General features: G+C 72.0%; 12 protein-coding genes. 10 read left to right on the plus strand and 2 right to left on the minus strand.

The window, feature by feature from the left end; genetic code table 11:
• Window position 1: 1 nt before the first annotated feature.
• The 4 genes from ACIP82_RS32485 to ACIP82_RS32500 all read left to right on the plus strand — a co-directional run bounded on the left by ACIP82_RS32485 (window position 2) and on the right by ACIP82_RS32500 (window position 5,046).
• Window positions 2–1,693 carry a YifB family Mg chelatase-like AAA ATPase gene (locus ACIP82_RS32485; protein WP_400658700.1) on the plus strand — a complete coding sequence of 564 codons (1,692 nt, stop codon included), beginning with the start codon at window positions 2–4 and terminating at the stop codon, window positions 1,691–1,693.
• A gap of 41 nt (window positions 1,694–1,734) precedes the next feature.
• Window positions 1,735–2,895, plus strand: a complete 1,161-nt coding sequence (gene dprA / locus ACIP82_RS32490; RefSeq protein WP_400658702.1) for a DNA-processing protein DprA — start codon at window positions 1,735–1,737, stop codon at window positions 2,893–2,895.
• A gap of 585 nt (window positions 2,896–3,480) precedes the next feature.
• Complete coding sequence (whiG, locus tag ACIP82_RS32495; protein WP_400658724.1) at window positions 3,481–4,311, plus strand: RNA polymerase sigma factor WhiG; 831 nt, start codon at window positions 3,481–3,483, stop codon at window positions 4,309–4,311.
• 162 nt (window positions 4,312–4,473) lie between these two features.
• Entirely contained in the window at window positions 4,474–5,046 is a 573-nt protein-coding gene (locus ACIP82_RS32500) for a TetR/AcrR family transcriptional regulator (protein WP_400658726.1), read from the plus strand.
• Window positions 5,047–5,182: 136 nt separating this feature from the next.
• Here the strand turns inward: ACIP82_RS32500 and ACIP82_RS32505 are convergent, their stop codons facing one another.
• A complete protein-coding gene (locus tag ACIP82_RS32505; RefSeq protein WP_400658704.1) occupies window positions 5,183–5,524 on the minus strand; it encodes a peptidoglycan DD-metalloendopeptidase family protein in 342 nt (113 codons plus the stop codon).
• A gap of 955 nt (window positions 5,525–6,479) precedes the next feature.
• Here ACIP82_RS32505 and rpsB point away from each other — a divergent pair.
• The 6 genes from rpsB (at window position 6,480) to rlmN (ending at window position 12,638) form a co-directional block, all read left to right on the plus strand.
• On the plus strand, window positions 6,480–7,385 hold the full coding sequence (gene rpsB / locus ACIP82_RS32510) for a 30S ribosomal protein S2 (RefSeq protein ID WP_400658706.1): 906 nt from the start codon (window positions 6,480–6,482) through the stop codon (window positions 7,383–7,385).
• Window positions 7,386–7,514: 129 nt separating this feature from the next.
• Entirely contained in the window at window positions 7,515–8,354 is an 840-nt protein-coding gene (gene tsf, locus ACIP82_RS32515) for a translation elongation factor Ts (protein ID WP_363608958.1), read from the plus strand.
• A gap of 262 nt (window positions 8,355–8,616) precedes the next feature.
• A complete protein-coding gene (gene pyrH, locus ACIP82_RS32520) occupies window positions 8,617–9,381 on the plus strand; it encodes a UMP kinase (protein ID WP_148642763.1) in 765 nt (254 codons plus the stop codon).
• Between the two features lie 98 nt (window positions 9,382–9,479).
• The gene (gene frr / locus ACIP82_RS32525) at window positions 9,480–10,037 is read left to right on the plus strand and encodes a ribosome recycling factor (protein WP_363608960.1); all 558 of its coding nucleotides are present in this window, start codon (window positions 9,480–9,482) and stop codon (window positions 10,035–10,037) included.
• Between the two features lie 275 nt (window positions 10,038–10,312).
• Window positions 10,313–11,443, plus strand: coding sequence for a phosphatidate cytidylyltransferase (locus ACIP82_RS32530; RefSeq protein ID WP_400658728.1), 1,131 nt, complete (start codon window positions 10,313–10,315; stop codon window positions 11,441–11,443).
• Window positions 11,444–11,537: 94 nt separating this feature from the next.
• Complete coding sequence (rlmN, locus tag ACIP82_RS32535) at window positions 11,538–12,638, plus strand: 23S rRNA (adenine(2503)-C(2))-methyltransferase RlmN (protein WP_363608962.1); 1,101 nt, start codon at window positions 11,538–11,540, stop codon at window positions 12,636–12,638.
• A gap of 48 nt (window positions 12,639–12,686) precedes the next feature.
• Here the strand turns inward: rlmN and ACIP82_RS32540 are convergent, their stop codons facing one another.
• Window positions 12,687–13,838 (minus strand): hypothetical protein, encoded by a 1,152-nt coding sequence (locus ACIP82_RS32540; RefSeq protein WP_363608964.1) that lies wholly within the window; start codon window positions 13,836–13,838, stop codon window positions 12,687–12,689.
• Window positions 13,839–13,842: the final 4 nt, after the last annotated feature.

Consider the following 13,842-nt stretch of genomic DNA (forward strand, 5'->3'; position numbering starts at 1 on the left):
GATGGCATTCGCTCGTACCTGTTCCGTGGCACTGGTCGGTGTCGACGGAGTGATCGTCGAGGTCCAGGCCGATCTGGAGCCAGGAGTCGCCGCGTTCACCCTTGTCGGCCTGCCCGACAAGGCCCTCTCCGAAGCCCGCGACCGGGTGCGTGCGGCCCTGGTGAACAGTGGCGAGGCCTGGCCCCAGCGCAAGCTGACCGTCGGACTCAGCCCCGCCTCGGTGCCCAAGAGCGGCAGCGGCTTCGATCTCGCGGTGGCGTGTGCCGTCCTCGCCGCTGCCGAGCGGCTGGATCCGTCCTCCATCGCCGACCTGCTGATCATCGGCGAGCTGGGGCTGGACGGCCGGGTGCGGCCGGTACGCGGTGTGCTCCCCTCGGTGCTGGCCGCCGCCGACGCCGGGTACCAGCGGGTCGTGGTGGCCGAGCAGACGGCCGCCGAGGCCTCACTGGTCCCGGGCGTGACCGTCATCGGCGTGCGCAGCCTGCGCCAGCTGATCGCCGTCCTCACCGGGGCACCCGAGCCGGAGGAACCGCCCGACCCCATCGGCGGCCGCCCCGACCCCCTGATGGCCGGGCTCATGCTCCCCAGCGCGGGTGTGCGAGGCCTGCCCGATGACAAGTCGGCCTATATGGACCTGGCCGATGTGGCGGGCCAGTACGAGGCCCGGAGAGCGCTGGAGATCGCCGCCGCCGGAGGCCACCACCTTTATTTGAAAGGCCCGCCGGGCGCAGGCAAAACGATGCTGGCCGAACGGCTGCCCGCGCTGCTCCCGCCGCTCACCCAGAAGGAGTCACTGGAGGTCACCGCCGTCCACTCCGTGGCGGGACTGCTCCCAGCCGGTCGGCCGCTGATCGACAGCGCGCCCTACTGCGCCCCGCACCACTCCACCACCATGCCGGCGATTGTCGGCGGTGGCAGCGGCCTGCCGCGACCGGGTGCGGTCTCACTGGCCCATCGAGGCGTCCTGTTCCTGGACGAGGCACCGGAGTTCCCGGTCCGGGTGCTCGACGCGCTGCGTCAACCGCTGGAGTCGGGCGAGGTGGTGATCGCACGTTCGGCGGGTTCGCTCAGACTCCCGGCCAGGTTCCTGCTCTGCCTGGCGGCGAATCCGTGCCCCTGCGGTCGGCACTCGCGGCGCGGCGAGGGGTGCGAGTGCACCCCGGTGATGGTCAGCCGGTACCAGGGGAGGTTGTCCGGGCCGCTACTGGACCGGGTCGATCTCCAGGTTCAGGTCGCCCCGGTGACCAGGATCGAACTCATGGAGCGGGACAGCACGGCGGAGACCACCGAGACCGTGGCGGCCCGGGTGCTGGCGGCGCGCGAGCGTGCGGCGACGCGGCTGGCGAACACCCCGTGGCAGACCAATGCCGAGGTGCCCGGTCATGAACTGCGTACCCGCTGGCAGCTCGCGCCCGGCGCACTCAACGACGCCGCGCGCCAACTGGAGCGCGGGTTGCTGACCGCCCGCGGCCTGGACCGGGTGCTCCGGGTGGCCTGGACGGTCGCCGACCTCGCGGGTCGAGACCGCCCGGACCAACGGGACGTGCGGACCGCCCTCGTCCTGCGCACCGGCGTCGAGCAAGGGCTGCCGGCGGAGCGCTCCTTCCGTCAGCTCAGTCGCGTCCCGGAGCAGGGAGGCGGGCGGGGCGAGGAGAAGCCCACCCGGCCCGGCCCGGCCGAGCGTGGCATCTGACCAGTGTGCAGAGAACGAGGACACCGCAAGTGAACCGGACGATGAACCACCCTCAACCTCCCTCCCAGAGCGCCTCGCGGACCGAGCCCGAGCGCTGCGCCAGGGCCGTGCTCAGCAGGCTCAGCGAACCCGGAGACGCCGTCCTCGGCCGATGGCTGTCCCAACTCGACGCCGCTGACGTGGTTCAGGCGATCCGGGGCGGTCCTGTGCCCGACCACCCCGAGCTGGACGCCGGCCGACTCGCCGGCTACCGGGCCAGACTCGCGGACGTCGACCCCGCAGACGACCTGGAACGGGTACGAGTGGCCGGTGGGCGCTTCATCATTCCGGGCGACATGGAATGGCCGAGCCAACTGGACGATCTGGGGGACGGGCGGCCGATCGGGCTCTGGGTGGCCGGGACGGGCTCGCTGCGACTGCTGGCCCTTCGCTCGGTCGCCGTGGTCGGCTCGCGGGCCTGTACGGCCTACGGGGCGTATGTCGCGGGGGAGCTGTCGGCTCAACTGGCCGAACGCGGGTGGGTGGTGGTCTCCGGTGCGGCGTACGGGATCGACGCGTCCGCCCATCGAGGAGCGCTGGCCGCCGGCGGAATGACGATGGGGGTCCTCGCCTGTGGCGTGGACGTGGCCTATCCGAGGGGAAACGCCGAGCTGATCAGGCGGATCGCCGCCCAGGGGCTGCTGCTGAGCGAACTCCCGCCGGGGGAGCACCCGAACCGCTTCCGGTTCGTGCTGCGCAACCGTGTCATCGCCGCCCTCACCCGGGGGACGGTGGTGGTGGAGGCGGCGATGCGCAGCGGGGCGCTGAGTACAGCCAGGCGCGCCCGCGACCTCAACCGGTACACCATGGGTGTCGCCGGGCCGGTGACGTCGGAACTCTCCGCCGGAGTGCACGCCCTGATCCGTAGCGGTGGCGCCACCCTGGTCACCGACGCCGCGGAGGTGGCCGAGTTGATCGGTGCGATCGGCGACGATCTGGCGCCTCAGCGGAGCGGCCCGGTTCTGCCCCGGGACTTGCTGGAGCCGGCTGTGGCACAGGTGCTGGAGGCCGTGCCGGCGACGGCAGAGGGGGCGCCCGTGGAGCGGTTGGCCCGGCAGTCGGGGCTCTCGCCGGACGAAGTGTTCCAGCGGCTGTACGAGTTGGGATCGCTCGGCTACGTGGAGCGGCACGGCGCCCATTGGCGGCTGGTGCGGAGGAGGTGACCAGACGGACGAGAGGGCATTGGACCGGACGCACGGTGAGGGAACGGGGCGAGGCATCGCGGGGAGCCAGGAGACGGGGCAACGAGGGGTGACCCGGTGGCCGGGCCGATCGGCCGCAGGCACCGGGATCCGGGGAGGGGGAACGCCACCGGATCGGGGGACGACCGAGTGGCGGTAGCGCATTGCAGTGAGTCGGTCACGCTACGCTCGCCCTGTCTTCCCTATCAGCACATGACTCGGCAGAACGGCGCAGACCAACGCATGCCCACACACATTCCCGGACACAGAGTGACCGGTGGCGCCCGGTCCTCGGGCGGGCCGCGGACCGAGCGGCGCCCCGTGACCGAGTTCCCGCCCAAGGCGACGGGCGCGATGGGGGGCCTCGCACGGCAGGCCGGTCGGTCGGCGTCGGTGCCCGGCCAGTCTGCCGACGCGGCCGCCACCGCAGCGGGCACCGAGGCGGACCCCCCGCCCGGCGCTTCGTCGACGGTCTGTCCCCCCTCGGCGGGGCGGGAGGACCAGAGCGGCGGAGCGCACGTCGCGGCACAAGCCGGCGCGCGCCCCGACCAGCCCGGCGCGCCCGGCGTGACCGGGGCGGGTCCGGCGCGTCCTTCCTCGGGCGCGCCCGGGCAGCGCCGGGAGACGGACGGTCAGGAACGCACGGCGCTCGAAGCCCTCTGGCGCTCCTACAAGGGGACGGGTGACCAGAGGCTGAGAGAACAGCTGATCCTGCACTACTCACCCCTCGTGAAGTACGTGGCGGGACGGGTCGGGGTCGGACTGCCGTCCAATGTCGAGCAGGCCGACTTCGTCTCCTCGGGCGTCTTCGGGCTGATCGACGCCATCGAGAAGTTCGACATCGACCGGGCCATCAAGTTCGAGACCTACGCGATCAGCCGCATCCGTGGCGCGATCATCGACGAACTGCGGGCGCTGGACTGGATCCCGCGCTCGGTGAGGCAGAAGGCGAAGGCGGTCGAGCGGACGTACGCGACGCTGGAGGCCCGGCTGCGCCGGACCCCGCACGAGCCCGAGGTCGCGGCCGAGATGGGCATCGCGATCGAGGATCTGCACGCCATCTTCAGCCAGCTGTCCCTCGCCAACGTGGTGGCGCTCGACGAACTGCTCCACCCGGTCGGTGAGGGCGGCGACCGGCTGAGCCTGGTGGACACCCTGGAGGACCACGGCGCGGACAACCCCGTGGAGGTGGCCGAGGACCGGGAGCTGCGCCGGTTGCTGGCGCAGGCGGTCAACACCCTGCCCGAGCGGGAGAAGACCGTGGTGACGCTCTACTACTACGAGGGGCTGACCCTTGCCGAGATCGGGCAGGTCCTCGGGGTGACGGAGAGCCGGGTCAGCCAGATCCACACGAAGTCGGTTCTGCAACTGCGCGCCAAGCTGTCCGACATCCGCTAGAACGCGCCGTAGGTGGGTGGCGACTGGTGGGCGGCGAGCGGCGCCGGGCGTGCCGCATACGCCGCGCCGTGCTCCTGCGGCTCCCCCCGGATGCGCGGCGCCGTATCGGCGGTGTGTAGGGCTCCGTAGAGTGGGATCGTGCCGAAGATCCGAGCGGCCACTTTGGCCGAGCATCGCCAGCTGCAGCGGGCAGCCCTCCTCGACGCTGCCCGCAGCCTCCTCACCGAGGGAGGCATGGAGGCCCTGACCTTCCCCGCGCTCGCGGCGCGCACCGGCCTGGCGCGTTCCTCGGTCTACGAGTACTTCAGGTCGCGCGCCGCAGTGGTGGAGGTGCTCTGCGAGGTCGACTTCCCGCTCTGGGCGGCCGAGATCGAAGCAGGCATGGGAAGCTGCGACACCGCGGCCGGCCGGATCGAGGCGTACGTCCGGGGCCAGCTGGCGCTGGCCGGGGACCCGCGCCACCGGGCGGTGGCGGCCATCTCGGCGCTGGAGCTCGACGAAGCGGCGCGCGAGCGCATCCGGGCCGCGCACGGCAAGTTGGTCGGCCTGGTGGTTCAGGCGTTGGAGGACCTCGGTCACGAGCAGCCCCGCCTGGCGGCCGTGCTGCTCCAGGGAATCGTGGAGGCCGCCGTCCGGCGGGCCGAGCAGAGCGCCGCCAGAGGCCCCGCCGAGAGCCCGGAAGTCGTCGCGGACGCCGCCGTCGCCCTCGCCCTCCACGGCTTGGGCCGGCGCTGACCCACTGCGGCCGGTACGGGCGGGGATCGCGGGTCACGGATCGGTACCCAGCGACCGAGCGGTGGACCGCGGTCCACCGCGTCCGGACCGATGGACCAGGTCCACGGCAGGCTCAAGGCCCGCCACACCACCTGCTTCACCGCCCGCCTACCAGGGGCAGCAGTCGTGCCGCGCCCGCACCGAACAGGGCCAGCGGGTCGAGATACCGCTCGCCACGCAGCAGTCCCCAGTGCAGACAGCCACCGTCGGCGCAGTGGCCGGGGTCGGGGCCGAGCTGCCCGATCACCTGGCCGGCCTCGACCGGAGTACCCACGGCGACGGTGCCGGTGACGGGCAGATAGGTGGTACGCAACGGGGGAGTGCCGGAAGCCGGGTGCGTGATCGTGACCACTGGTCGGCCCGCCACGAGGCCGGAGAAGGCGACCACCCCCGGGGCCGCCGCCCGCACGTCCGTTCCGGGCCCGGCCGCGAGATCCACGCCCCGGTGTCCGGCGGCCCACGGCTTCTCCGGTGCCTCGAACCGTCTGACAAGCGAGCCCGGCCCGCCCGTCGGCCATGCCCGCCGCGCCCCGGCGTCGGAACCGAGGCCGCGAGCGCGACCGCGATCAGGACCGGTCTCAAGGCCGGGATCCGCTCCCGATCCAGCCGCAGTCCCCGCCCCGGGTGCCGTCTCCGACGCCCGGTCCGACCGGGGAGCCGCGCGGCCCACCCGTCCGGGCAGGGCGACCAGCGCAAGTACGGTCAGCACCAGCAGCGTGAGCAGCAGCACCCGGCGGGTGGGACCAGGCCCTGGCGGCGGAAGCGGCAGCACGGGGCCGGTCCGCCGCCCCGACGCGGAGCCGACGGAAAGGGAACCGGCCGAGGGGGAGCCGGCGCTGGCCGCGGCGAAGGAGCCGCCAGAGCCGGGATGAGCTGTCATGGGGACGAGGCTCCCCGCCGGACCGTGGCCGGACCACTCGCGTCCCGATTCCTGTGGACAAGCCGGCCCTGTGGAAAACATTCGTCCCTCAAACGGGCGTACGAAGCCAGCCGCCACCCCGCTCCACCCCTCCAAACACCCGTCTGCACCCGCCCCACCCCCACCCCCGCCCGCCGCGGAGTCGCCCGCCGCTCGGCGCTTCCCGTACACTTCACACGCGACCCGGTCCGCCGGGTCGACTTCGCACGCCCCGCCACCGGTGGACGGATGCGGCTCAGCCGCCGCCCTCGCCAGGTGCGAGTGCCGCTCGGTCTGCCGAGCCCGCCCGGTCCCCGGACCGCAAGGGCAGAAGCAGCTCGGCACGTTCGGGGCGTCAGGCGTGGCTGTCACCTGGCTGCCACGGACAAACCGAGCCTGACCCGGCCGTACGCAGACGACCGAGCGGGGAGCGCCACCGCGCGAACCACGACGTCGACTGCGTGAGAGCCGGGCGCAACACCTTAGGAGTACGGCTATGGCCGTCGTCACGATGCGGGAGCTGCTGGAGAGCGGCGTCCACTTCGGTCACCAGACCCGCCGCTGGAACCCGAAGATGAAGCGCTTCATCATCACGGAGCGCAACGGCATCTACATCATCGACCTCCTGCAGTCGCTGAACTACATCGACCGCGCCTTCGAGTTCATCAAGGAGACCGTTGCCCACGGCGGCAGCGTCCTCTTCGTCGGCACGAAGAAGCAGGCCCAGGAGGCCATCGCCGAGCAGGCCACCCGCGTGGGCATGCCCTACGTGAACCAGCGCTGGCTCGGCGGCATGCTGACCAACTTCTCGACCGTCTACAAGCGTCTGCAGCGCCTCAAGGAGCTCGGCGAGCTGGACTTCGCGGATGTGGCCGGCTCCGGCCTTACCAAGAAGGAGCTCCTGGTCCTCCAGCGCGAGCACGACAAGCTGGAGAAGACCCTCGGCGGTATCCGCGACATGCAGCGCGTTCCCAGCGCTGTCTGGATCGTGGACACCAAGAAGGAGCACATCGCGGTCGGCGAGGCCCGGAAGCTCAACATCCCGGTCGTCGCCATCCTCGACACCAACTGTGACCCCGACGAGGTCGACTACAAGATCCCGGGCAACGACGACGCGATCCGCTCCGTCACCCTGCTGACCCGTGTGATCGCCGACGCCGTCGCCGAGGGCCTCAAGGCCCGCGCGGGTGTCGCCAAGGGCGACGTCAAGGCCGAGCCGGGTGCCGACCAGCCGCTGGCCGACTGGGAGAAGGACCTCATCGAGGGCGAGAAGAAGGCTGAGGAGGCTCCGGCCGCCGAGGCCCCCGCCGCCGCCGAGGCTCCCGTCGCTGAGGCCGCTGAGGCCGCTGAGGCCGCGGCCGTCGAGGCCCCCGCCGCCGACGCTCCGGCCGAGCAGGCCTGACGTACCAAGGGTGAGGGGCACCCGCCGGTACGACACCGGTAGGTGCCCCTCTCTCCCGTGCCGGGACCGAACCAGCGGTCCCGGCGCAACCCCACGCAGACACGCGAGACGCGAGAAGAGATTCACACCATGGCGAACTTCACCGCCGCGGACGTCAAGAAGCTCCGTGAGCTCACCGGCGCCGGCATGATGGACTGCAAGAAGGCTCTGGAGGAGGCCGAGGGCGACGTCCAGAAGGCCGTCGAGCTCCTGCGCATCAAGGGCCAGAAGGGCGTTGCCAAGCGCGAGGGCCGCGACGCCTCCAACGGCGCCGTTGCCGCGCTGATCGCCGAGGACAAGAAGGCCGGCGTTCTGGTCGAGCTGAACTGCGAGACCGACTTCGTCGCCAAGGGTGACAAGTTCGTCGAGGTCGCCGAGGCGCTCGCCGCCCACGTCGCCGCCACCTCCCCGGCCGACCTGGAGGCCGCCCTGGCCTCCGAGATCGAGGCCGGCAAGACCGTTCAGCAGTTCGTCGACGAGGCCAACGCGACCCTGGGCGAGAAGATCGTCTTCCGTCGCTTCGCCCAGTTCGAGGGCGACAGCTTCGTCGCGGTCTACCTGCACAAGACCAGCCCCGACCTGCCGCCGGCCGTCGGCGTCCTGGTCGAGCTGGACAAGGAGAACGCCGAGGTCGCCAAGGACGTCGCGCAGCACATCGCCGCCTTCGCGCCGAAGTACCTGTCCCGCGAGGACATCCCGGCCGAGGAGCTCGAGAACGAGCGCCGCGTCGCCGAGGCCACCGCTCGCGAGGAGGGCAAGCCGGAGGCCGCCCTCCCGAAGATCGTCGAGGGTCGCGTCACCGGCTTCGTGAAGGAGAACTCCGTCCTGGAGCAGGCCTTCGCGAAGGACAGCAAGAAGACCGTCGCCAAGGTCCTCGCGGAGAACGGCGTCGCCCTCAAGCGCTTCGCCCGCTTCCGCGTCGGCGCCTGAGCCACGTTCCACCGGGCTCCCAGCACGCTTAGGCTGGGAACCGCCCCCGCCCGCTGACCAGGGCGGGAGGAACGCGCCGAACGGGCTCACCCAGCGTCATCCGTCTATGGGCGGGCCGCGTCGGCACCATGAACGACGAGGAGGCCATTGCCGTGCAGGACACCGTACCGGTTCCCGCGGCAGTGGCCTCCTCGCGTGTACGCGCAGGCCGGGCATCCGCACACCCGCGCCTGTGAACCAGTAGGTGCAGAAGGAGAAGTCCATGCAGGAGACGCAGGAGACCGCGCAGGACCCCCAGGCCGGCAGCCGCCGCCGGGTGCTGCTGAAGCTGTCCGGTGAGGCCTTCGCCGGTGGCGGCGGGCTCGGCGTCGACCCGGACGTCGTGCACGCGATCGCACGTGAGATCGCCACGGTCGTCCGCGCCGGTACCGAGGTCGCAGTGGTCATCGGCGGCGGCAACTTCTTCCGTGGTGCGGAGCTCCAGGTCCGCGGCATGGACCGGGCCCGTTCCGACTACATGGGCATGCTCGGCACCGTCATGAACTGCCTGGCCCTCCAGGACTTCCTGGTGAAGGAAGGCATCGAGACCCGGGTCCAGACCGCCATCACCATGGGCCAGGTGGCCGAGCCGTACCTGCCGCTGCGCGCCGTCCGGCACCTGGAGAAGGGCCGTGTGGTGATCTTCGGTGCCGGTATGGGTATGCCGTACTTCTCCACCGACACCACGGCCGTCCAGCGGGCGCTGGAGATCCACGCCGACGTGCTGCTGATGGGCAAGAACGGTGTGGACGGCGTCTACGACTCCGACCCCCGGACCAACCCGGACGCGGTCAAGTTCGACGCGCTGGAGTACTCCGAGGTCATCGCGCGCGACCTCAAGGTCGCCGACCTCACGGCGATCACGCTGTGCAAGGACAACAACCTCCCGATGCTGGTCTTCGAGCTGCTGGCGGAGGGCAATATCGCGCGCGCGGTGAAGAGTGAGAAGATCGGCACACTCATCAGCCAGGATTCTGTCCGGGCCTGAGCAGCAATCAGCCGTACCGGACGACGTCGACACCACGACCGGCCTCGACGCCGATACCGGTCGGGACAACAGCAGATGAACCGGACAGGGAGTACACAGTGATCGAAGAGACCCTCCTCGAGGCCGAGGAGAAGATGGAGAAGGCCGTCACCGTCGCCAAGGACGACTTCGCGGCGATCCGTACCGGCCGTGCGCACCCGGCGATGTTCTCCAAGATCGTCGCGGAGTACTACGGCGCCGTGACGCCGATCAACCAGCTGGCCTCGTTCTCGGTGCCGGAGCCGCGGATGGCGGTCGTCGCGCCGTTCGACAAGACCGCGCTGAAGGCCATCGAGCAGGCGATCCGCGACTCCGACCTGGGTGTCAACCCGTCCAACGACGGTTCCATCATCCGGGTGGTGCTGCCGGAGCTCACCGAGGAGCGCCGCCGCGAGTACATCAAGGTCGCCCGCGGCAAGGGTGAGGACGCCAAGGTCTCGATCCGTTCCGTGCGCCGCAAGGCCAAGGACGCCATCGACAAGCTGGTCAAGGACGGCGAGGTCGGCGAGGACGACGGCCGCCGTGCCGAGAAGGAGCTCGACGACACCACGGCCAAGTACGTGGCCAGCGTCGACGAGCTGCTGAAGCACAAGGAAGCCGAGCTGCTCGAAGTCTGATGAACGACGCCCCTGACGCCCCTGGCTACTGGGGCCCATCCGACCAGCAGTACCAGCCGTACCGCCCGCCGCAGCAGGCGCAGCCGCCGCAGAACCAGCACCGGCGGCCGCAGCAGCCTGGGCCGCAGCGGGCTCAGGAGTACCCCGGCCACCCGGGCGGCCAGGCCGCCTTCCCGGTCGCGCCGGCTGCTGCTGCGGGTGACCCCGCACACCGAACGGGTCACTCGCAGCAGCCTCCGGTGTACTGGGGCGGTGACGCGGAGGAGACTCAGGTCATGGCTCCCGTACCGGCCGACCCGGGGCCCGGCCCCGCGGAGGGGCCGGCCTGGGAGGCCGGGAGGCTGAGCGGCCCGCTGTTCCGGGACGAGCAGCCGGAGGCGCCGGTGCCGGGCGCGGCGGAGACGGTCGTGCTGCGCGCGATAACCGACGACGTCGCCCCCGGCCGCGGCGGTCGGCCGTACCCGGGAGCCCCGGTGCATCCCGCGCCGCCACCGAGCCACCCGGCGGCCGGGCAGCCCCACCTCGTGCCGACGTCCCATTCAGGGCAGGAGACACCTTTGGCCCAGCCCGATCCGCGGCCGCAGCCGCCCAAGCAGCGCGGCGGTCGCAACCTGCAGGCCGCGATAGGCGTCGGCGTCGGGCTCGGCGCGGTGATCGTCGCCTCGCTGTTCGTCGTGAAGGCGCTGTTCCTGGTCGTGGTGATGGCGGCCGTGGTGGTCGGCGTCTGGGAGCTGACCAGCCGGCTGGCCGAGCGCAAGGAGATCAAGGCGCCGCTGATCCCACTGGCCGCGGGTGGCGTCGCGATGGTCGCGACCGGCTACTGGGCCGGGGTGCAGTGGGCCGCGGCCTCGCTCGCGCTGACCGGGCTGGCGGTGATGGTCTGGCGGATGGCCGCGCCGCCGGAGAACTACCTGCGGGACGTGACGGCGGGGATCTTCACCGCCTTCTACGTCCCGTTCCTGGCCACCTTCGTGGCGATGATGCTGGCAGCCGACGACGGTCCCCAGCGGATCGTGCTCTTCCTGATCGTCACGGTCTGCAGCGACACCGGCGCCTACGCCGTGGGCTACAAGTTCGGCAAGACCAAGCTGGCCCCGACCATCAGCCCGGGCAAGACCCGCGAGGGCCTGGCCGGCGGCATCGGCCTGTCGATGCTGGCGGGCGCCCTGCTGATGCAACTGATCATCGACGGCGGCAGCTGGTGGCAGGGCCTGATCCTGGGCGGCTGCGCGGCGGTCACGGCGACCCTGGGCGACCTGGGCGAGTCGATGATCAAGCGCGACCTCGGCATCAAGGACATGGGAACCCTGCTGCCCGGCCACGGCGGCATCATGGACCGGCTGGACTCGCTCCTGCCGACCGCTCCGGTGGTCTGGCTGCTGCTCGCGGCCTTCGTCGGCAGCTGAGCACCGCACAACCGACCGACGGGCCCCGGACGCCGAAGCGTCCGGGGCTCGCGCCGTTCGGGGCATCCGGAACGTCTGCGACACTGGAACAACCATGCCTAAGCCCGGAGAACTCACCTTTGTCGCGCCGCGTGGCGCCAAGCCCCCGCGACACCTCGCCGACCTGAGCCCCGCCGAGCGCAAGGAGGCCGTCGCCGAGCTGGGCGAACAGGCCTTCCGTGCGAAGCAGCTCTCCAACCACTACTTCGGCCGGATGTCGAACGACCCGGCGAGCTGGACGGACATTCCCGCCGCCAGCCGGGAGAAGCTCACCGAGAGCCTGCTGCCCGAGCTGATGTCGGTGGTCCGGCACGTCTCGTGCGACGACGACACCACCCGCAAGACGCTCTGGAAGCTCTTCGACGGCACGCTCGTCGAGTCGGTGCTGATGCGCTACCCGGACCGGGTGACCATGTGCATCAGCTCGCAGGCCGGCTGCGGCATGAACTGCCCGTTCTGCGCGACCGGTCAGGCCGGTCTGACCCGGAACCTCTCCACCGGCGAGATCGTCGAGCAGATCGCCGCCGGGATGCGCGCGCTGAAGGACGGCGAGATCCCGGGCGGCGAGGCCCGGCTCTCCAACGTGGTCTTCATGGGGATGGGCGAGCCGCTGGCCAACTACAAGCGGGTGCTGTCCGCGATCCGCCGGCTCACCGACCCCGCGCCGGACGGCTTCGGCCTCTCCCAGCGCGGCATCACCGTCTCCACCGTCGGCCTGGTCCCGGCGATGAACCGGCTCGCGGACGAGGGCCTCAGCTGCCGCCTCGCGCTGTCGTTGCACGCCCCGGACGACGAGCTGCGCGACGAGCTGGTCCCGGTCAACACCCGGTGGAAGGTCGCCGAGGTGCTGGACGCGGCGTGGAACTACGCGGAGAAGTCCGGCCGCCGGATCTCCATCGAGTACGCGCTGATCAAGGACATCAACGACCAGGCGTGGCGGGCGGACCTGCTCGGCCGGCTGATCAAGAACCACCGGGTGCACGTCAACCTGATCCCGCTGAACCCGACCCCCGGCTCGAAGTGGACGGCCTCCCGGCCCGAGGACGAGCGCGAGTTCGTCCGCCGGCTGCAGTCGCACGGTGTGCCGACCACCGTCCGGGACACCCGTGGCCAGGAGATCGACGGGGCCTGCGGCCAGCTCGCCGCGGCGGGCTGAACCACCGGATCCTGAATCACGGCGGGCCGAACGCCGCCGGGCGAGGCGTCAGCGCAGCCCGGCGGCCGCGAGCGCGGCGGTCAGCCCGCCGGTGACCAGCAGGACCGTGCCGACCGCGAGGGTACGCAGCGCGACGGCGCCGAACAGCAGCCGGGGCGAGGTGCCGATCCGCAGCAGTGCGGCGGTGACGTCCCGGCGGGCTGTGCGGACCTCGGCCAGCCGGGCCGCCACGGCCGCCGCCGCGCAGCCCAGCACCAAGCAGGCCTCGATCGCGGGCAGCGCGTCGGCGCTGTCGGGGGTGCCGATCCAGTAGCGGACGGTGGTGAGCACCATCGCGACCGCGAGGGTGAGCACGGCCAGCGGCGGCCCGAGCCGGCGGGCCTGCGCGGTCAGGCCCCGGCCGGCCAGCAGCCGCAGCGGCGTGGGCCGGCCGACCGCCAGCAGCCGCCCGGTCCAGGAGAGCAGCGGGCCGGTGAGCAGCGCGAGGCCGAGGGCGACGGCGGCCCAGCCGCCGAGCGCGGCGGTACTGGTGCTGCCGAGCCCGGCCGGGAGGTGGATCGGACGGCCGTCGGCGGCGGCGCCGGGCCGCAGGGCGATGAGCTCCAGGGCGAGGCCGAGTACGGCCAGGCCGATCGGCAGGGCGATCCGCAGCGGGCCGAAGCCGGACCGTGCGGGCCGGGGCACGCCGGGCAGGGTCTCGGCGAGTGGCACCGCGCCGGCCGCGGCGATCCCTGAGGTGAGCGGGACCAGGGCGAGCAGGGTGACCGGTGCGGCGGCGGGCAGCGGCACGCCCATGCCGAGCTCGGGGGCGAGCGAGGGACCGGCGATGTCATTGCGCAGGACCAGGAAGACCAGCAGGGTCAGTGCGCTTCCGACGGTGCAGGCGAGCGCGACCTCGCCGGCGATCAGGGCCCGGATGCGGGCGACACCCGCGCCGGCGGTGGTCAGGCCGGTGATCCGCTCGGGGCGCTGGGCCGGTACCGCGCGGGCGGCGACGGAAGCGAACCAGGCGACGGCGGCCAGTGGCGGCAGGCACCAGAGCAGCCGGACGACGGCGTCGGTGCCGCCGAGCGGGTCGCTCAGCGCCCGGCCGAGGGCGCGCAGCAGAAAGGCGGCGACGATCGCGCCGGCCAGGGCGGTGAGCAGCCAGCGGCCGAGGTCGAGCACCCGGTAGCCCCGGGCCAGACGGAGATAGAACACGTCG

Origin of the sequence: Kitasatospora sp. NPDC088548, from assembly GCF_044753005.1 — a bacterium.
Classification (GTDB): Bacteria; Actinomycetota; Actinomycetes; order Streptomycetales; family Streptomycetaceae; genus Kitasatospora.

Excerpts from the sequence above, each read along its gene's own strand:
- dprA (WP_400658702.1), top strand. The coding sequence starts at position 1,735 with ATGAACCACCCTCAACCTCCCTCCCAGAGCGCCTCGCGGACCGAGCCC.
- ACIP82_RS32530 (WP_400658728.1), top strand. The coding sequence starts at position 10,313 with ATGGCTCCCGTACCGGCCGACCCGGGGCCCGGCCCCGCGGAGGGGCCG.
- tsf (WP_363608958.1), top strand. The coding sequence starts at position 7,515 with ATGGCGAACTTCACCGCCGCGGACGTCAAGAAGCTCCGTGAGCTCACC.
- rpsB (WP_400658706.1), top strand. The coding sequence starts at position 6,480 with ATGGCCGTCGTCACGATGCGGGAGCTGCTGGAGAGCGGCGTCCACTTC.
- pyrH (WP_148642763.1), top strand. The coding sequence starts at position 8,617 with ATGCAGGAGACGCAGGAGACCGCGCAGGACCCCCAGGCCGGCAGCCGC.
- ACIP82_RS32485 (WP_400658700.1), top strand. The coding sequence starts at position 2 with ATGGCATTCGCTCGTACCTGTTCCGTGGCACTGGTCGGTGTCGACGGA.
- rlmN (WP_363608962.1), top strand. The coding sequence starts at position 11,538 with ATGCCTAAGCCCGGAGAACTCACCTTTGTCGCGCCGCGTGGCGCCAAG.